Source organism: Rhizobium sp. BK456 (assembly GCF_014194045.1).
Taxonomy (GTDB): Bacteria; Pseudomonadota; Alphaproteobacteria; order Rhizobiales; family Rhizobiaceae; genus Rhizobium; species Rhizobium redzepovicii.
Map to the genome: position 1 here is coordinate 621,318 of NZ_JACIAO010000002.1, position 18,193 is coordinate 639,510.

The window sequence follows — 18,193 nt, forward strand, 5'->3', positions numbered from 1 at the left end:
AATGCTGATCCAGCTTTCGATCCGCGATATCGTCCTGATCGAGCGGCTGGATCTTGCCTTCGAGACCGGCCTCTCCGTGCTGACGGGCGAGACCGGAGCAGGCAAATCCATCCTGCTCGATAGCCTGTCGCTGGCGCTCGGTGGACGCGGCGATGGCGATCTGGTGCGCCACGGCGAGGACAGGGGCCAGGTGACGGCGGTGTTCGATGTCGGCATGGACCACGGCGCCCGCAAGTTGCTGCGTGAAAACGGCATCGACGACGAGGGCGACCTGATCTTCCGTCGCCAGCAATCGGCGGACGGGCGCACCAAGGCCTATGTCAACGATCAGCCGGTCAGCGTGCAGCTGATGCGTCAGGCCGGCCAGATGCTGGTCGAAATCCACGGCCAGCACGACGATCGCGCCCTTGTCGACACCAATGCCCACCGCACTCTGCTCGATGCCTTCGCCGGTCTCACCGATGAGGTTTCGGAGGTTTCCCGGCTTTATCGTCTGTGGCGCGACAGCGAGCGGATGCTAAAGAAGCACCGCGAGAAGGTGGAAGGTGCGGCGCGCGAAGCCGACTATCTCCGATCTTCCGTCGAAGAGCTTGAGAAGCTCTCGCCGCAAGATGGCGAGGAGGACGAACTCGCCGACCGCCGGCAGAAGATGATGAAGGCGGAGCGAATCGCCGGCGATATCGCCGAGGCGTCCGAGTTCCTGAACGGCAATGCCTCGCCCGTGCCTCATATCGCTTCGCTGGTGCGACGGCTGGAGCGCAAGAGCCATGAGGCGCCGGGCCTGCTTGAAGACACCGTGACGCTGCTCGATGCCGCGCTCGACCAGCTTTCCAACGCCCAGATGGAAGTCGAGGCGGCGTTGCGCAAGACAGAATACGATCCGAGAGAGCTGGAGCGGGTGGAGGAGCGGCTTTTCGCGCTCAGGGCTGCTTCGCGAAAATACTCGGTGCCCGTCACCGAGCTGCCGGCTCTTGCCGTCCGCATGATCGCCGATCTTGCCGACCTCGATGCGGGCGAGGAAAGGCTTGCCAGGCTCGAAGCCGAAGTCGGCCTGGCGCACGAGAATTACGATGCGGCGGCACGCTCGCTCTCCGACAAGCGCCATCATGCCGGCACCGCACTGGCTACGGCCGTCATGACGGAGCTGCCGGCGCTGAAGCTCGAACGCGCCCGTTTCATGGTCGAGATCACCACGGATGCGCAGGAGGCGCTTGCCGAAGGCATCGACGTCGTCGAGTTCCATGTCCAGACCAATCCGGGCACGCGGCCGGGCTCGATCATGAAGGTCGCCTCCGGTGGCGAGCTGTCGCGTTTCCTGCTGGCGCTGAAGGTGGCGCTCGCCGATCGCGGATCGGCCCCGACGCTCGTCTTCGACGAAATCGATACCGGCGTCGGCGGTGCGGTGGCCGATGCGATCGGCCAGCGGCTGAAGCGGCTGTCGGAGCGGGTGCAGGTGCTGTCTGTCACGCATGCGCCGCAGGTCGCCGCGAGAGCGGCGACGCATCTTCTGATCTCCAAGGGGCCGGCCGCCGAAGGGTCGGAAAAGATCGCCACGCGCGTGGCAACGATGGAGCAGAAGGACCGCACCGAAGAGATCGCCCGGATGCTGGCCGGGGCTTCGGTGACCGAAGAGGCGAGGGCGGCGGCGAAGCGGCTGCTGGCCGGCAACGGCTGATCGCCAGACGGCCGCTGTGACATGCGTTCGATTCACATTATGCCAATCGCTCGTTCAGCGGTGATCCCTCGCCATGCGGCTTTTCCATTTCAGCGACGATCCCGATATTGCCATATTCGAACCGCGCCCCGTCCGCATTCCCTCCATTCGCCCGCTCGGCCGGGAATGGCTGAATGGTCCGCTCGTCTGGGCGATCGATGGCGATCATGACTTCATGTATCTCTTTCCGCGCGACTGCCCGCGCATTCTGGTATGGGCAACGTCGGATACGCCGGAGGCCGAACGGCGGCGCTGGCTCGGCGATTGGCGCGCCGTCGCCTTCGTCGAGCGTCATTGGCTGGAAAGGCTCGAGGCAGAGACGATCCATCGTTACGAGATGCCGGCAGAGGAGTTCGAAGATCTTGACGATGCGGGCATGTGGGTATCGCGCAGACGCGTCATTCCGACGGAGCGGGTTGCCATATCGCGGCTCGATCGGGAGTTTGCGCCGCGCCGGGTGGAGCTTCGAGTGCTCGACAGTCTGCGGCCGCTGAAGGGCCTCTGGACCACCAGCCTGCATGTCAGCGGTATCCGGTTGCGCAATGCGAGGGATTGGGAATAGGGCGGGGAGGGTATTCAAATGCTATCCGTCTGTGCGATGCTCCGCGTGTCGAATTTTGGCGAGAAAGCCGGCCCCAACCTCCCTCATTCCTGTGCCCTTCACAGGAATCCAGTGCGCCCAAGTCCTTGGGCGCAGAAGACTCTTCTTCGGCGCAAGAGAGTCAATCTCCGCGCAGACGCGCGGTGGCTGGATTCCTGTGACAGGCACAGGAATGAGGGTGGAAAGGTCAGCGGTCCGTCTGTACGTCAGCGGTGTCCGGCTGCGTACTGCTGCGGACTGGGGTAGAGCTATCTTCGCAACGCGACAGATATTGCCTCTCTTTTCATCCGGCAATTTTGCTCTAAAAACAATGCAGATTTCTGGCCAGATTCTCTGGAGTGATATTCCATGTCCACCGAAGGTTCCGCCGTCGACACGTTGACGATCGAAGAGGCTGCCGCCGAGCTTGAGCGGCTGGCAAAGGAGATCGCGCATCACGACGCGCTCTACCATGGCAGGGACCGGCCAGAGATTTCGGATGCGGATTACGACGCGTTGAAGCGCCGCAACGATGCGCTGGAGGTACGGTTTCCCGAGCTGATCCGCGAGGATAGCCCGTCGCGGCGGGTGGGTGCTGCGCCCTCCGTCACCTTCTCGCCCGTCGTCCATGCGCGGCCGATGCTGTCGCTCGACAACACGTTTTCGCAGGAGGACGTGCAGGATTTCGTCGCCAGCGTTTATCGCTTCCTCGGCCGTCTGCCGGACCAGTCGATCGCCTTTACCGCCGAGCCGAAGATCGACGGTCTGTCGATGTCGATCCGTTACGAGAACGGTAGGCTGGTGACTGCTGCCACACGTGGTGACGGCACGACGGGCGAGAACGTCACCGCCAATATTCGCACCATTGCCGAAATCCCCAACGAGCTGCCAAAGGGCGTGCCCGCGGTGGTGGAGATCCGCGGCGAGGTCTACATGGCCAAGAGCGACTTCTTGGCGCTGAACCGGCAGATGGAAGCGGAGGGCAAGCAGACCTATGTCAATCCGCGCAATACCGCCGCCGGGTCGCTGCGCCAGCTGGACGCCAAGGTGACGGCCAGCCGCAAGCTGAAATTCTTTGCTTATGCCTGGGGTGAAATGTCGGAAATGCCCGCCGACACCCAACTCGGGATGGTGCAGGCCTTCAAGGACTGGGGTTTTCCGGTGAACCCGCTGATGAAGCGGCTGAATTCGGTCGCCGACATCCTGGCGCATTACGACGAGATCGGCCTGAAGCGCCCGGATCTCGACTACGACATCGACGGCGTCGTCTATAAGGTCGACAGTCTCGAACTGCAGGCCCGTCTCGGCTTCCGTTCGCGTTCACCGCGCTGGGCGACGGCGCATAAATTTCCGGCCGAACAGGCCTTCACCGAGGTCGAGAAAATCGAGATCCAGGTCGGCCGCACCGGCGCGCTGACGCCGGTGGCGCGGCTGAAGCCGATCACCGTCGGCGGCGTCGTCGTCACCAATGCGACGCTGCACAACGAGGACTATATCAAGGGTATCGGCAATAGCGGCGAGCGCATTCGGCCTGAAGATCACGATATCCGCGAAGGCGATACCGTCATCGTCCAGCGCGCTGGTGACGTCATTCCGCAGATCCTCGACGTGGTGATGGAAAAGCGCCTGGCCGACGCCCGGTCGTACGAATTTCCGAAAACCTGCCCGGTCTGCGGCTCGCATGCGGTGCGCGAGGTCAACGAGAAGACCGGCAAGATGGATTCGGTGCGTCGCTGCACCGGCGGTTTCATCTGCCGGGCGCAGGCGACCGAGCATCTGAAGCACTTCGTCTCGCGCAACGCCTTCGACATCGAGGGGCTCGGTTCGAAGCAGATCGACTTCTTCTTCGAACACGAGGATGCGTCGCTGCAAATCCGCACCGCGCCCGAAATCTTCACGCTGGAGAAGCGCCAGCAGCAATCGCTGACCAAGCTGGAGAATATCGACGGCTTCGGCAAGGTCAGCGTCGGCAAGCTTTATACGGCGATCAACGAACGACGCAGCATTGCACTCCACCGCTTCATCTATGCGCTCGGAATCCGTCATGTCGGCGAGACCACGGCAAAGCTGCTGGCGCGCTCCTACGGAACTTACGAAGCCTTTGCGACTGCGATGAAGGAGGCGGCACCGCTTTCCGGCGACGCCTGGAACGATCTCAACGCCATCGAGGGCATCGGCGAGGTGGTGGCGCGCGCGATGGTCGAGTTCTACAAGGAACCGCGTAATGTCGAGGTGATTACCCGGCTGCTCGAGGAAGTGACGCCCCAGCAGGCCGAACAGCCGGTAACGACCGGCAGTCCGGTCGCCGGCAAGACCGTGGTTTTTACCGGCTCGCTGGAAAAATTCACTCGCGACGAGGCGAAGGCGAGGGCGGAAAGCCTCGGCGCCAAGGTGGCGGGATCGGTCTCCAAGAAGACCGACATCGTCGTCGCCGGACCCGGCGCCGGCTCGAAGCTCGACAAGGCGCGCGAACTCGGCGTGCAGACGATGGACGAGGACGAGTGGCTGGCGCTGATCAGCGGGTGAGAGGCTGACGGCAAGCCGCCAGCCTCGTCCACTCACAGCCTGAGCCGGGCCATCGTATAGGCGTCGACATACTTTCCCGCTCGAAAGCCGAAGGCTTTCAGCAGGCCCTCCCGCTCGAAGCCGAACGTCTTGTAGAGGCCGATGGCGGCGCCGTTGTCGGTGTAGACGGTCAGTTCCAGCCGTTTGACATCCAGCCAATCGTCGGCGGCCTCGACCATGGCGCCGAGCAGGATGCGGCCGAAACCGCGGCCGGTGAAATCGTCATGTATCCCCATGCCGAGGCTGGCGACGTGCTGCCTGCGGCCGGAGAGACGGTTGAGGCCGCAATTGCCGACGATCTTGCCATCCAAGGTAACAACGAGGTTGAGCGCGCCCGGCGATGGGTTTTCCATGTATTTGCGGACCTCTTCGACCCTTTGGTACGGCGGCCTCAAGGTGCCGGCCCTGTAGCCCGGCAGATTTATGAGATCCGTGATCTCCTCCGCATCGGACAGGCGGACGGCGCGCACGAGGACGCCATCCGGCAGGCGCGCTCGGCCGCGAGGTTCATTCTCTTCGTTTTCGGACATTCATGCTCTCCATCGGTGTCAGGAGGAGAGCCGGCTTTGCGAAAACCCTGCTCGCCTCGGCAGGGTTTTCGGGTGATCGGATCGCTGCTAACGCGCCATCGCTCCCGCGTACCCTTCAAGGGTCGTGGTGTGATGAATAAGCGCTGCCACGGTCACGGAGCCGATCATGGCGGCAAGTTTGGATATGCCGGGTGAAAAGTCAACCGTACGTCGTGCCGAATTTGCGCGGCCGGGAGCGGGGCGGTATTTCTGTTCCCGAAGAAATGATTCGGGTACTGATTTGAAGACCATCGCGATTGACTTCGAGACGGCGAACGAACAGCGCGGCAGCGCCTGTTCCGTCGGCCTTGCCTGGATCGAGGAGGGCAGGGTCACGCGTGTCGAGGAGCGGCTGATCCGGCCGCGCGACATGCGTTTTTCCGGGATGAACATCGCGATTCACGGCATCCGGCCGGAGCACGTCGAGGATGCGCCCGAATTTCCCGAGGTGATGGACGAGTTCCACGAGGATATCAGCGGCGCGACGATGATCGCGCATAATGCCGCCTTCGATTTCAGCGTCTGGCGGGCGTGCCTCGATCTCTACCGGCAATCCTATCCGGAGCTGACCTATCTCTGCAGCCTGAAGATGGCGCAGCGGATCTGGCCGCACTTCCTTTCGCATCGGCTGAACCTGATCGCCGAGCATCTCGGCTTGCGTTTTGTGCACCACAATGCGGCCGAGGACGCCATCGTTTGCGCGGCCGCGGCCATCGAGATGGCGAAGGCGGTCAAGGCCAATGCCGTTCACGCCATACCGGCGCTGATCGGCATGAAGCCTGGCCGGCTGACGGCGCGGGCCTATGAGCCCTGCACCTGCCGGAAAGGGTGATCCTTTCCCGCGGTCGGCCTTTCTTGCAAAGCATGTGGACGCACTTATCTAGAAGGCGGATTATTCAGCGCATAACCCCAATAATCGGAATCGATTTTCGGAAAGGATTATGCGCATTCAAAGTGATAGAGCGTCCTTAGCGCGTCCGGTCGGACGCGCGGCGCTCTAAGGAGCCGCCATGTCCAACCTGCGCAATCTTCTTTTCGCCGCCTTCTCCTTCGCCACCCTTTCCGCAGGCGCCGCCTCGGCCGAGGTCGTCGGCAAGGTCGGGGTCGACTGGATCGGCAACGACATCATCGTCGAGGCGCTCTCCGATCCGGAGGTCAAGGGCGTCACTTGCCACGTCACCTATTTCGACCGCAGCCTGATCGACCGGTTCAAGAACGGCAACTGGTTCGAAGATCCCTCCAACAATTCCATCGCCTGCCGGCAGACGGGGCCGATCGAGATCGGCAATATCGACCTGTCCAAGGATGGCAGCGAAGTGTTCCGGCAGGGCATGTCGCTGATCTGGAAGACGCTGGTCGTCAATCGCATCTACGACAAGGCCAACGACACGCTGATCTATCTCGCCCATTCCAGGGAACTGACGGATGGCTCTGCGAAGATGTCGATCTCGACGATTCCGCTTTATGGGCAGACTGTCACATGGAAGAATGGGAAGCCGCAATAAGCTGCAGGTTTGTGTGCGACGCGCATTTCACCTTGAGTAATGCATCTCTCCGAGCTCCCTCAGGCATCCAGCGCGCCCAAGTCCTTGGGCGCGGGAGACCAATTTGAAGCGAGTCATTCACCGCGCAGACGCGCGGTAGCTGGATCTCTGTCACGAGCAGAGAGATGAGGGAGGAGAGGATGGAGAGATCGGCGACGAGTCGGTCTTCAAACGAAGAAGGCCCGGACGAGCCGGGCCTTCGCATTCCATTTTGCGATAAATGTCACGCCGCCTGAGTCAGCTCGTCGGCGATAACCGTATCGAGGTTCAGGAAGCAGACCATGGTCTTTTCCAGTGCGACGATGCCGCGGCAGAAGGCGCGCTGGGCTTCCGGGATGATTTCCGGCGGCGGCTGCAGGTCTTCGCTCTTGATAGTCATCATGTCGGAAACCTGCTCGACCAGCAGGCCGACCAGCTTGCCGGCGATGTCGGTGACGATGATCGCCGAGCGCTCGGAGGGCTCAGTCATCTTCATGCCGAGGCGGCAGGCCATGTCGATGACGGGGATGACCGCGCCGCGCAGATTGATGAGGCCGAGCACGTAGGGCGGGGTGTGCGGCATCGGCGTCACCGGCGCCCAGCCGCGGATTTCGCGGATGGCCATGATGTCGATGCAGAACTCCTGGTCGCCCAGGTGGAACGAGACGATTTCGAGATAAGCGCCCGACTGCTTGATGGCGTTGTTGTTGTTCATGGTCAGAATTCTTCCCAGTTATCCCCGGCGGAGTAGCGATGCAGAACTGCCGTTAAATATAGATGTGACGGCTTAAGTCTTTCCTAACGATATGTATTTTGGGATTGTCCGTCGCTCTGAAGGCAAGCTATTCACAAACATCGCTTTTTTTATCGTGCTGATTTCTGGGGGGCGATTTCCGGTCGGGGAACGGCTGCGGCCGATGAGACAATTAATCACGGGTCAGAAAACATATTGTTGAGTTGCGCCCCTTCGGTCGAGACTATAATCACGCCGGAAGAGGCGGGCGGCGCATCCGCCTGGATCGAGGATCTCGCCAATGAAGACATTCCGCATCGCCGTCTGGGTCGGTGTCCTGATACTTGCCGGGGTTCTCGGCTTCGCCAGATGGTATCCTTTGAAATCGGGGGATGTGGCGGCGGAGGCGCCCTTCGGTGTTCCATTTACCCTGGTCTCGCAGAGCGGGCAGCCGATCACCGAGGAAGCGTTGCGCGGCAAGCCGACGGCGCTGTTTTTCGGCTTTACCCACTGCCCAGAGGTTTGCCCGACGACGCTCTTCGAGCTAAACGGCTGGATGGAGAAGGTCGATCCCAAGGGTGACAAGCTGCAAGCCTATTTCGTGACCGTCGATCCAGAGCGCGACACGCCCGAGATTATGAACGAATACGTCTCCAACGTTTCCAGGCGCATCACCGGCATTTCGGGTCCGCCGGACAAGATTGCCGAAGTCATCAAGGGTTTCCGCGTCTATGCCAAGAAGGTGCCGGTCGACGAGAAGGATCCGAACGGCGATTACACGATGGATCACACCGCCTCGGTCTTCCTACTCGATTCGGCCGGGCGGTTTGCCGGAACGATCGCCTATGGCGAAAACCCGGACACGGCGGTAAAGAAGCTGGAGAATCTCGTCAATAAGGGGTGATGGTTTCAGCGTGATGGGGCGTTGGCTCGACCGGTGGCGAGCAACGGAAACGGGAAAGACCGCCTATCGTGAGTGAAATCCGCCTTTACGTGACGACGACCGAGAGCAAGGCCGAAGAGATCCTCGATCTTCTGAGTGCGGTCTTCGGCGAAGAAGACTTTGCCATCGGCACCACCGAGATCGACGAGAAGAAAGATATCTGGGAAGCCTCGATCTATATGATGGCCGAAGACGAGGCCGAAGTGCATTCCCGCGTCGAGGCCGCATTGAAGGCCTCTTTCCCCGATGCCCGGCTGGAGCGGGAAGTCATCCCCGATGTCGACTGGGTCGTGAAATCGCTGGAGGGGCTGAAGCCTGTCAGGGCGGGGCGCTTCCTGGTGCACGGCTCGCATGACCGCGACAAGGTCCGCCCCGGCGATATCGCCATCGAGATCGATGCCGGCCAGGCCTTCGGAACCGGCCATCACGGCACGACCGCCGGCTGCCTCGAGGCGATCGACGCCGTGGTGCGGTCGCGCCCGGTCTGCAACGCGCTCGATCTCGGCACCGGTAGCGGCGTGCTGGCGATTGCGGTGCGCAAGCTCAAGAACATACCGGTGCTCGCAACCGACATCGACCCGATCGCGACGCGGGTGGCGGCAGAAAACGTGCGCCGCAACGGCATCGCCTCGGGCATCGTCACCCGGACTGCGCCGGGCTTTCATTCGACGGCCTTTTCCGAGCATGGTCCCTTCGATCTGATCATCGCCAACATTCTCGCCCGGCCGCTGATCCGCATGGCGCCGAAGCTTGCGACGCATCTCGCACCCGGCGGCTCGGTGATCCTTTCGGGCATTCTCGCCGCGCAGCGCTGGAAGGTGATCGCCGCCTATAGCGGCGCGAGGCTTCGGCATGTCAGGACGATCTGGCGGAACGGCTGGGTGACGATCCATTTCGATCGGCCTTGAGTTTTTGGGGCGATGAGGAGGCGAGTGCCTGTCTGATGGCGCATCCGACGCGGTGTTTCACTGCGCCGGCGGCGAGTTTGGCGAGAACATCACCTCATTGCCGCATGGATGCTCGGCTCAAGGCCGCATGACGGAGCGTGGGGTCGACGGAAGGAGCCATTCACCGTACAGGCGCCTATATCAGGAACCTGTCCACCAGCTAAACCCTACCGACGACAACAAAAAAGGCGGTGCCGATGGCACCGCCTTGGACCGGTCTATCCGGTCAATGCCCGCGAGCTCAAAGGGGAGGAGCGCTCGAGCGGGCTCTACTGCATTCCAATAGGCCGGTCCGGGAGGGAGGAGACGGACGGGCTTTCAGACTCAGAACGCGTAGCTGGGAGCGCCGTTGTGGCGCGTGGCGCGCTGGCCCGCGCCGAGCAGCTTGAGGCTGTCGTCGTTCTGCGGCCGGCGGGCGCCGATGACGTGACGTACGGTCTGGCGTTCGCCAGCCTGCACCGGGCTGCTGTATGCGAAGCGCGAGAGAGAGGCGGCCATTTCAAAAATTCCTTTGTTGCAGGTTCATCGCGAACCGTTCGATGCCGTCTATATAGCTATTCTGAAAGGCGGAGGCAGAGGGTTTGGCTCATGGGAGCCATGCGGCTAATGCATAAAGCGTGCCAAATTAACTTTTGGCGTCACAGTTCTGTCAAAATATTAGGCCGCCCCTACGGTTTCGACTCGTTTCGTCGCTTTTTCTCCCCATCGATTGAAATTTCGCTAACATAGCCGGCATCCCCTTTACCGGATTCGTCTCAACCATTCGGGTTTCCAGCATGTTCCAGTCCTTCGAAGTCACCTCCACGCCCCAATTCGGCAGGGATCGGGTATCGGCGCTGCGCGCTGCTTTCGATTCCCTCGAGATCGACGCCTTTCTTGTGCCGCGCGCCGACGAGTTCAACGGCGAATATGTTCCCGCATGTTCGGAGCGCCTGGCCTGGCTGACGGGCTTCACCGGCTCGGCAGGCATTGCAATGGTTCTGCGCACGCAGGCGATCGTCTTTGTCGACGGGCGTTATGTGACGCAGCTTGCCGAACAGGTCGACGGTTCGGTCTTCTCGAGCGGCGATCTCGTCAACGAGCCGCCGCATCTCTGGCTTGCCGCAAACGGAGCCAAGGGGCTTCGGCTGGGCATCGATCCCTGGCTGCATGCGGGTGCCGAGGTGCGCCGTCTGGAACGATCGCTTTCGCAGATCGGCGGCACGCTCACCTTCCTGCCGCACAATCCGCTCGACAGGCTCTGGAGCGACCGGCCGGCCGAGCCGCTCGGCGCGGTCAGCATTCAGAATGTTGCGCAGGCCGGCGTGCTTGCCAGGGATAAAATCGCCACGATCGCCGCCGACCTTTCGAAGAAGAACTTGGCGGCAGTGCTAATCGCCGATCCCTCCTCGGTTGCCTGGACCTTCAACATCCGCGGCGCCGACGTGCCGCACACGCCGCATCCGCTGGCGCGTGCCATCGTCCATGCCGACGGGCGGGCTGAGCTCTTCCTCGACAAACGCAAGACCGGCATCGAGTTGGAGGCCTATCTCGCGCAGATCTGCACGCAGCTGCCGCCCTCGGCGCTGGAGGAGAGGCTGGGCGCCGTCTCCAGGGATGGCGGCCGTGTGCTGATCGACCCCGATATCGCCTCCTATGCGCTGGCCGAGATTATCCGCAAGGCGGGCGGCGAAGGGGTGGAGGGCGCCGATCCCGCCAAGCTGCCGCGCGCGGTCAAGAACGACGTCGAGATCAATGGCTCGGCCGCCGCGCATCTGCAGGATGGGGCGGCAATGGTGGAATTCCTCTATTGGCTGTCGCAGACAAAACCCGGCACAGTGAGCGAAATTGTTGCCGCCGAGCACCTCGAAGCGGCGCGGGCCCGGGTCGGCCAAAATATGCAGAACCCGTTGAAGGATATTTCCTTCGACACGATTTCCGGCGCTGGCGAACATGCGGCGATCATGCATTACCGCGTGACGACCGAGACCAACCGGATGATCGAGGCTGGCGAGCTCTTCCTGATCGATTCCGGCGCGCAATATATCAACGGCACGACCGACATCACCCGTACCGTCGGCATCGGGGCGGTTTCAGAAGAACATCGCCGTTTCTTCACACTGGTGCTGAAGGGGATGATCCAGATCAGCACCGCGCGTTTCCCGAAAGGCACGCGCGGCTGTGACCTCGACCCGCTGGCGCGCATCGCGCTGTGGCGGGCAGGGGCCGATTTCGCGCACGGCACGGGCCATGGTGTCGGCTCCTATCTCTCGGTGCATGAGGGGCCGCAGCGCATCTCCAGGCTTTCGACGCAGGAACTGCTGCCCGGCATGATCCTGTCCAACGAGCCGGGCTATTACCGGCCCGGCAGCTTCGGCATCCGCATCGAAAACCTGATCTATGTGCGCGCGGCCGAGGAGATCGACGGCGGCGACGCGGCCATGCTCGGCTTCGAGACACTGACTTTCTGCCCGATCGACCGCAGTCTCGTCATTCCTGAGCTTCTGACCCATGACGAGCTGCACTGGTTCAACGACTATCACCGCCGCACGCGCGAGGCGCTGATGCCGCTGATCCATGATCACGATATCCGGGCGTGGCTCGAAAACGCGACGTTGCCGGTGGAATATTAAGGCAATGTCGTCTGAATGCCGGCCTTAGACGCCGGCGGTATGACGCCAGATCATCACTGCGGTCCAGGCGGCGACCAGCATCCACGTATGGGTGAAACGCAGGCCGACGAAGAGGGCGACGATCAGCGCCAGCTTCGAGTCCCAGCCGCCGATGAAAAAGGCAGGTGCGACCAGCGTCGTCAGCACGGCGGCCGGCACCGCATTCAGCGCCGCCTCCATGCGCGGCGGGATGCTCTTCATCCGGGTGATGAGGATGTAGCCGCCGATGCGTGTGGCGAAAGTGGCGACCGCGGCGGCGAGGATGACGAGCGCCATGTGAAGATCGAATTCCATGGCTCAGACCTGATGCACTTCGGATTGCAGGGCGTCGGCTTCGAGATCGGGCTCCTGCGGCGGCAATGGCAGCAGGGCGGCAAGGACGATGCCGGCAGCGGCGCCGAGGCTGACATGCCAGGGCGAGCCGACATAGCGATAGGCGAGCACGGAAGCCACCGCGCTGACGAGCGCCACGGGCAGGAAATTGTCGCGCTTGCGGAAGCCGAGAACGATGCCGAGGAAATAGGCCGGCAGCAGGATATCGAGGCCGATGGCCTTGGGATCACCGATGAAGCCGCCGAGCATGCCGCCAATGACGCTGATCAGTACCCAGGGGATATAGATGATGATGCCGAAGCCGAAATACCAGGCGAAGGTCAGCGGTTTGCCGGCCTCGCTGCGCTTCACCGCTTCGGCAAATTGCGGATCGACGAGCAGGAAGAAGGTGAGGAATTTCTGCACCGGCGTGAAATGGCCGATATAGCGCGCCAAGGCCGCCGAATAGAGCACGTGGCGGAAATTGACGGCGAGGATCGACAGCACGATCAGCCAGGCATGGACATTGTGACCGAAGAGCTCGATGCCGACCATCTGGCTGGCGCCGGCATAGACGGTGGCGCTCATAAAGGCGACCTCGGAAAGCGACAGGCCGTTTTCGACCGCGAGCGCCCCGAACAGAGCGCCGAAGGGCGCCGACGCCAGCGCAACGGCGGAGCCGCCCCGCAAACCTTCAACAAAGTCGGCGCGATTCATGCGATCATCTTATCCTGTTGGAATCCAAGCTTTCCCTTATGGTCTATGGATTGCAGCGGCAATTGAATTTCATTGATTGACCGATCGATTTCGCTGAACCATCGCAGCCCCGGTCGCATTCAAAGAGGAAACCATGAAGAAGATCGAATTTTCCAAGGACGAAAAGGCTGAGATCGTTTCGCGCATTCGCGCTTATTTCGACCGGGAGCTCGATCCTATTGGCGCCTTGCCGGCTGAATTCCTGCTCGACTTCTTCGCCGAGGAGACCGGTCCGTACTTCTACAATCGAGGGCTGAGAGACGCCCAGGCTGCCTTGTTGAAGAGAATGGAGGATCTAGCCGAGGACATCCATCTTCTCGAGAGGGAGAGCAAAACCTCTGGCGCCTGATAATCAAATGGCGGCCTTCATTTAACGCCAAATTATGTCACGGCCGATATGGTCGTCACGCTGTCATTCACCGGGTTTGCGTGTCATTTGGCCTCGATTGTCTCTGTTGTTGATGAACCGCGTTTCGCCAAGCTCGGCAAACCGTTGATCTTTTTGGTTTGGCTTGCGCTGGCGTCTGCTCTTTGCTGGTCCGAAACCGTTTGGCGTGACGAGGTTCGCGCATTGTCGCTGGCCCTTCAGGGGGACAATTTCGCCGATATGCTTCGCCAGCTGCATGGCGAGGGTCATCCAGCTCTCTGGTATATCCTGCTGCGCGCCGCCTATGTCGTTGTCGGCTCCCCCGTCGTTCTGAAGGTTGTCGCGCTGACGATTGCGGCGGCCGCGGCCTATCTTCTTGTTTTCAGGCTGAAACTGCCGCTTCCCATCATGCTGCTGTCGCTGTTTGGCAGCTTTTCGATTTTCGAATACGCCGCGATGTCGCGAAACTACGGCATCAGCATGCTGGTGATTTTCCTAATCGTTCTGATCTGGGAGAAAGGAGCCCGCAACGGGATCTTGCTCGGCCTGCTGTTTGCCTTGCTGGCAAATTCCAACGTCCATTCGGTCGTCCTTGTCGGCGGCTTCCTCGCCTATTGGTTTTTCGATTTAATTCTGGTGCGACCGCGGTCTCCTCTGACGGAATACCGGGCCTTTGCAACAGCTGCCGCCATTGCCGCGGTTGGAATTGTCCTGTGTTTCGTAACGGTCTATCCGACCTTCAATGATACGGGGCAGAACGATCTCAGTGGCAAGAACTTCGTTTTGCTTGCCCTTGGCGCTCTTGCTGCGCCCAGTTCGCATTTTATGGAATTCTATCCCAACTGCATCCTTGAATTGGTCGTGGCATATCCGCTGGCGTCACGCATTTTCACAGCGCTGATGTCCGTGCTCGTCTATGCCAGCCTGTTGTCGCTGGCGAACAGGCGGCCGGCGATGATCGCAGCGGGTCTTGTTCTGTTGGGGCTTTCGCTGCTTTTTACGCTTGTCTATCCCGGCGGATACAGACATCAGGCGCTCTGGCTGGTTTTCATGATCGCGATGACCGCCTTGAGCACGAACTTCCAGCGTGAAGGAGTGGACGTTGCCGGCATGAAGGCAACCGGCAGCGGCGTAAAGTTCGGGCGTCTGTGCTTCCTGATATTACTGGCGCTGCAGGTCGTGTCCGGTATCGAAAAGGTCAATCGCGCCTTCGTGGCCGAAATACCCTTTAGCCGGAGCAGGGATTTCGGGGCGTTCATTCAATCGCGCCCCGATCTCAAGGATGCGATCATCATGGCAGATCCCGACTATCTCGTGGAAGCGCTGCCCTATTATCTTTCCAATCGCACCTATCTTCCGCGCGAGGAGCGGTTCGGCGCCATCGTGCGATATACCCGCAACGCGCGGCTTTCGCTCAGCCTTGCCGATATGCTGCAAACGGCACGTCGATTGCAGCAGAGTGAGCAGGTGCCTGTCGTCATTCTTCTTTCGCAGCGGCTCGACCAGATTACGGCCCCCGTCTCCTTGCGTGAAAGCTATGTTTGGCGGTTGTCCCTGACGCCGGAGGATATCTCTGCTTTCCAGAGTGCGACAGAACTCGTCAAACGCTTCGGCCCAGATGCCGGGAGCGACGAGACCTACGATGCCTATGTCATGAAGTAAGACACTGGACTGCAGTCTCTTCCTCAGCCCTCCCGCTTCATCCGCTCCCGGCGCGCGATTTCGGCCTGCGAGGGCTCCGACATGGCGAAGCTGCCGGGTTCGACCTCGCCGGCGCGTTCGTAGACGCTCATGATGACGCCCGTGGTCGATACCGAGTTGGCGGTGAGTTTCAGTGCTTCCGGTCTGGCGCCATGGCCGAAAAGGCGCTTGCCGGGGCCGAGGATCACCGGGAAGGTCAGAAGCCGGAGTTCGTCGATCAGGTCGTGCGCCAGCAGTGTTTGCAGAAGGCTGCTGCTGCCCTGGGTGAGAATGTCGGGGCCATCCTCCCGTTTCAACCGGGCGATTTCGGCGGCAGCATCGCTGCGCAACGCAATGGAATTTTCCCAGCTGAGCGGCTCCGCCGAGGTGGTCGCGACATATTTGGTCGCGGCGTTAAAGGCCTTACCGATGGGATCGTCTTCACCGACATAAGGCCAGTGGGCGGCGAAGATCTCGTAGGTCTTGCGGCCGAGCAGCAGTGCGAAGGGGTCGGTGAAGATCCCATCCATGAACTGGCCCATCGCCTCGTCCCAATAATTGACGGTCCAGCCGCCAAGGGTGAAGCCGCCGGTCGGATCCTCCTCAGGCGCGCCGGGCGCCTGCATTACGCCGTCCAGGCTGACAAAGGCAGCGGTCACAAGCTTTCTCATCTCTCGACTCCCATGGTCGGTGTGTTCATAGCCAAGGACGGGTCGGCGTGCGCCAATCCGACATTCCCCGCATTGTTTTTAAAGCCTGTCGCGTAAAACGACATGCATAAAGACAAGGAGCCGAAGTGCCGGGGGCGAATCTGAACGATCGCGACGCGCTTTTATAGCGTCAGTTAGCCGTCCAGGACTTCGGCGCTGTCGATAATCGCGATGCCATGGGCGCGCATCTCGTCGATGGCGGCGGCAACGCCTTCGGGGGTGATGCCGCGGCTTGCATCCTCGATGAAGCGGACGCGGATACCCGGGATCATCTCCAGCGCGTCGAGCGCGGAGAACTTGACGCAATAGTCGGTCGCCAGCCCGCAGACGTCGAGATCGGTGACAGCCTGGCCCTCGAGGAATTCGGCAAGGCCGGTCGAGGCATCGCGGTCATTGTCGCGGAAGGCGGAATAGCTGTCGATGTCGGGATCCTCGCCCTTCTGCTGGATCAGGTCGATCTCTTCGGATTTCAGCACGGGATGCAGTTCGGCATCGAGCGTGCCCTGAATGCAGTGATCGGGCCACATCATCTGCGGCTTGCCCGACAGTTCGCCCATCTCGAAAGGTGCCGCACCCGGATGGGCGGAGGCGAAACTGCCATGGCCCGGCGGGTGCCAATCCTGGGAGGCGACGATCAGATCGTATTTGCCGCTGTCGATCAGACTGTTTGCGATAGGAACCACCTTATCGCCATCCGGTACCGGCAGATTGCCGCCCGGACAGAAGCCATTCTGAATGTCGACGAGCAGCAGCGCTTTCATCAAGGCCAATCCCTTCGCTTATTCCAGTGTAAAGACGCCAAGCATATTGAACGCATCAACTAGTGGATTTCCAGGCGCCGACGCGCAAGTGTTAAATCTGGTACTAGCGGTAGTAAGTGGCTGAAAAAGAATACGCTAATGCAATCACCGCGAGAGCCTGCGACGGCCCTCGTGTCGAAATGGAAGGGAAGGCGGAAGACGCTTTTGCGTCTGGCGGATCGAGGCTCCCCCGGCGGAACCCCGTGCCGAACTATGCCGCGGTCACGCCGTCGGCTACGGAATCACTTGCCGCAGGGGATGCGCCATAGGTATTGCGATGGGCTTGGAGGGCCGTCTGCATGTCGCTCAGCACTTTGGTGAGCAGCGGATCGCTGTCGCCTGAGGTGCTGATCTTGTTCGGATCAGCGGCGAGGAATTCGGCTTCGGTCAACTTGCCGTCGCCATTGCTATCCATCGCGGCAAAAACGCCCTTGGAGGTGTCGTCGCTCTGATCGCTGCCATCAGCCTGATCGTCGCTGTCATCGGTCTTTTGCAGGGACAGCATCAGCGACAGGATGTCGGCGGTGATCTTCTTGACGATATCGGCGCTGCTGTCGTCACCGTCGGCTGATGTCGCAGCCGCGCCGGATGACGAGGACTGCGACGCGGCGGCGAGTTCGTCCGCCGAAACGACGCCGTCACCATTCTTGTCGAGGCTGGAAAGCGGAGACTGGTACTGGGATAATGTGCTGCCGAGAGATGAAACGCTGGTCACTTGAACCTCCTTCGAAAAGTTCGTCGTGAAGCCCGCCTTTCATGGACGGGCAGGTTCCGGGCTAAGCTGATTTGCGCCAAGCGTCAAAGCGACGTTTTGACACGTTAACTTTTCGGTTACCAAAGATATCTTTTTGGAATTATTGTGTTTTTGTAGACAGATGGGTTCGATCGGATGGAGTTCTGCACCGGGCGCGGAAGCGCGATGCGAGGCCGATCTTGCTCCCGGCCGCAATTTCTGCCTTTCTTGCTCAGACCCAAGCCGGAAGCGAAACCATGTCCGAGTCAGAGCCGAACGAGAAGATCGATGCGACGTTCCGCAACGGGTCGCTGACGGCGACCGGGATCATCCTCGGTTTCTCTCTCAATTTCATCAGTCTCTGGGTTTCCAATCCCAATGACTGGAGCCGCGTCGATCTGCTGCCGATGTCGTTCCTGACCGTCGGCATCGCTATTCAGGTGAAGGTGTTTGCCGATCTCTTGGCGCGGGACTCGCTGCTTGCCGTCAAATATGACCGGTCGCGCCGACTTTTCTTGATCGGATTGTCGATCGTGGCCATCGGGATGGGCATCGCCTTGATGAACGATATTCTCGGGCTCGGCAGCATGCGGATGCTCGGGTAAAGGGT

At 61.0% G+C, this 18,193-nt stretch carries 19 protein-coding genes; 11 read left to right on the forward strand and 8 right to left on the reverse strand.

Going from position 1 to position 18,193, the window contains the following annotated elements; genetic code table 11:
- The first annotated feature begins 1 nt into the window (after window position 1).
- The 3 genes from recN (at window position 2) to ligA (ending at window position 4,820) form a co-directional block, all read left to right on the forward strand.
- Window positions 2–1,675: a DNA repair protein RecN gene (gene recN, locus FHX03_RS09265; protein WP_183853394.1), complete on the forward strand. Its 1,674-nt coding sequence runs from the start codon at window positions 2–4 to the stop codon at window positions 1,673–1,675.
- A 73-nt stretch (window positions 1,676–1,748) separates the two neighbouring features.
- Window positions 1,749–2,276, forward strand: coding sequence for a DUF6886 family protein (locus FHX03_RS09270; protein WP_183853396.1), 528 nt, complete (start codon window positions 1,749–1,751; stop codon window positions 2,274–2,276).
- A gap of 387 nt (window positions 2,277–2,663) precedes the next feature.
- On the forward strand, window positions 2,664–4,820 hold the full coding sequence (gene ligA / locus FHX03_RS09275; RefSeq protein ID WP_183853398.1) for an NAD-dependent DNA ligase LigA: 2,157 nt from the start codon (window positions 2,664–2,666) through the stop codon (window positions 4,818–4,820).
- A 32-nt stretch (window positions 4,821–4,852) separates the two neighbouring features.
- Here the strand turns inward: ligA and FHX03_RS09280 are convergent, their stop codons facing one another.
- Window positions 4,853–5,389 carry a GNAT family N-acetyltransferase gene (locus tag FHX03_RS09280; RefSeq protein WP_183853401.1) on the reverse strand — a complete coding sequence of 179 codons (537 nt, stop codon included), beginning with the start codon at window positions 5,387–5,389 and terminating at the stop codon, window positions 4,853–4,855.
- Between the two features lie 280 nt (window positions 5,390–5,669).
- Here FHX03_RS09280 and FHX03_RS09285 point away from each other — a divergent pair, with 280 nt between their 5' ends.
- A complete protein-coding gene (locus tag FHX03_RS09285) occupies window positions 5,670–6,260 on the forward strand; it encodes a 3'-5' exonuclease (protein ID WP_097628257.1) in 591 nt (196 codons plus the stop codon).
- A 178-nt stretch (window positions 6,261–6,438) separates the two neighbouring features.
- Complete coding sequence (locus FHX03_RS09290; RefSeq protein ID WP_183853403.1) at window positions 6,439–6,933, forward strand: CreA family protein; 495 nt, start codon at window positions 6,439–6,441, stop codon at window positions 6,931–6,933.
- A 262-nt stretch (window positions 6,934–7,195) separates the two neighbouring features.
- On the opposite strand, the gene FHX03_RS09295 is transcribed toward FHX03_RS09290, so the two are convergent.
- Window positions 7,196–7,666 carry a chemotaxis protein CheW gene (locus FHX03_RS09295; protein ID WP_003541378.1) on the reverse strand — a complete coding sequence of 157 codons (471 nt, stop codon included), beginning with the start codon at window positions 7,664–7,666 and terminating at the stop codon, window positions 7,196–7,198.
- A gap of 319 nt (window positions 7,667–7,985) precedes the next feature.
- Here FHX03_RS09295 and FHX03_RS09300 point away from each other — a divergent pair, with 319 nt between their 5' ends.
- Both FHX03_RS09300 and FHX03_RS09305 read left to right on the forward strand, forming a co-directional pair.
- Window positions 7,986–8,588 carry an SCO family protein gene (locus FHX03_RS09300; protein WP_183853405.1) on the forward strand — a complete coding sequence of 201 codons (603 nt, stop codon included), beginning with the start codon at window positions 7,986–7,988 and terminating at the stop codon, window positions 8,586–8,588.
- 68 nt (window positions 8,589–8,656) lie between these two features.
- Window positions 8,657–9,535, forward strand: coding sequence for a 50S ribosomal protein L11 methyltransferase (locus FHX03_RS09305; protein WP_097628260.1), 879 nt, complete (start codon window positions 8,657–8,659; stop codon window positions 9,533–9,535).
- Between the two features lie 363 nt (window positions 9,536–9,898).
- Here FHX03_RS09305 and FHX03_RS09310 read toward each other — a convergent pair whose 3' ends face one another.
- Entirely contained in the window at window positions 9,899–10,072 is a 174-nt protein-coding gene (locus FHX03_RS09310) for a hypothetical protein (protein ID WP_165503931.1), read from the reverse strand.
- A 278-nt stretch (window positions 10,073–10,350) separates the two neighbouring features.
- Here FHX03_RS09310 and FHX03_RS09315 point away from each other — a divergent pair, with 278 nt between their 5' ends.
- A complete protein-coding gene (locus tag FHX03_RS09315) occupies window positions 10,351–12,186 on the forward strand; it encodes an aminopeptidase P family protein (RefSeq protein ID WP_183853407.1) in 1,836 nt (611 codons plus the stop codon).
- Between the two features lie 24 nt (window positions 12,187–12,210).
- On the opposite strand, the gene FHX03_RS09320 is transcribed toward FHX03_RS09315, so the two are convergent.
- Together FHX03_RS09320 and FHX03_RS09325 are read right to left on the reverse strand one after the other, a co-directional pair.
- Window positions 12,211–12,519, reverse strand: coding sequence for an AzlD family protein (locus FHX03_RS09320; protein WP_183853409.1), 309 nt, complete (start codon window positions 12,517–12,519; stop codon window positions 12,211–12,213).
- Window positions 12,520–12,522: 3 nt separating this feature from the next.
- Window positions 12,523–13,254 (reverse strand): AzlC family ABC transporter permease, encoded by a 732-nt coding sequence (locus FHX03_RS09325; protein ID WP_183853411.1) that lies wholly within the window; start codon window positions 13,252–13,254, stop codon window positions 12,523–12,525.
- A gap of 133 nt (window positions 13,255–13,387) precedes the next feature.
- Here FHX03_RS09325 and FHX03_RS09330 point away from each other — a divergent pair, with 133 nt between their 5' ends.
- The gene (locus tag FHX03_RS09330; protein ID WP_097628263.1) at window positions 13,388–13,642 is read left to right on the forward strand and encodes a DUF2164 domain-containing protein; all 255 of its coding nucleotides are present in this window, start codon (window positions 13,388–13,390) and stop codon (window positions 13,640–13,642) included.
- Between the two features lie 87 nt (window positions 13,643–13,729).
- Window positions 13,730–15,322, forward strand: a complete 1,593-nt coding sequence (locus tag FHX03_RS09335) for a hypothetical protein (protein WP_183853413.1) — start codon at window positions 13,730–13,732, stop codon at window positions 15,320–15,322.
- Between the two features lie 23 nt (window positions 15,323–15,345).
- On the opposite strand, the gene FHX03_RS09340 is transcribed toward FHX03_RS09335, so the two are convergent.
- From FHX03_RS09340 to FHX03_RS09350, 3 genes are all read right to left on the reverse strand, one after another.
- A complete protein-coding gene (locus FHX03_RS09340; RefSeq protein ID WP_097628264.1) occupies window positions 15,346–16,011 on the reverse strand; it encodes a dihydrofolate reductase family protein in 666 nt (221 codons plus the stop codon).
- Between the two features lie 173 nt (window positions 16,012–16,184).
- Complete coding sequence (gene pncA, locus FHX03_RS09345; RefSeq protein WP_097628265.1) at window positions 16,185–16,811, reverse strand: bifunctional nicotinamidase/pyrazinamidase; 627 nt, start codon at window positions 16,809–16,811, stop codon at window positions 16,185–16,187.
- 250 nt (window positions 16,812–17,061) lie between these two features.
- Window positions 17,062–17,565, reverse strand: coding sequence for an EF-hand domain-containing protein (locus FHX03_RS09350; RefSeq protein ID WP_183853415.1), 504 nt, complete (start codon window positions 17,563–17,565; stop codon window positions 17,062–17,064).
- Between the two features lie 275 nt (window positions 17,566–17,840).
- Between FHX03_RS09350 and FHX03_RS09355 the strand changes: the two genes are divergently transcribed.
- Entirely contained in the window at window positions 17,841–18,188 is a 348-nt protein-coding gene (locus FHX03_RS09355) for a hypothetical protein (protein ID WP_183853417.1), read from the forward strand.
- The last annotated feature ends 5 nt before the right edge of the window (window positions 18,189–18,193 follow it).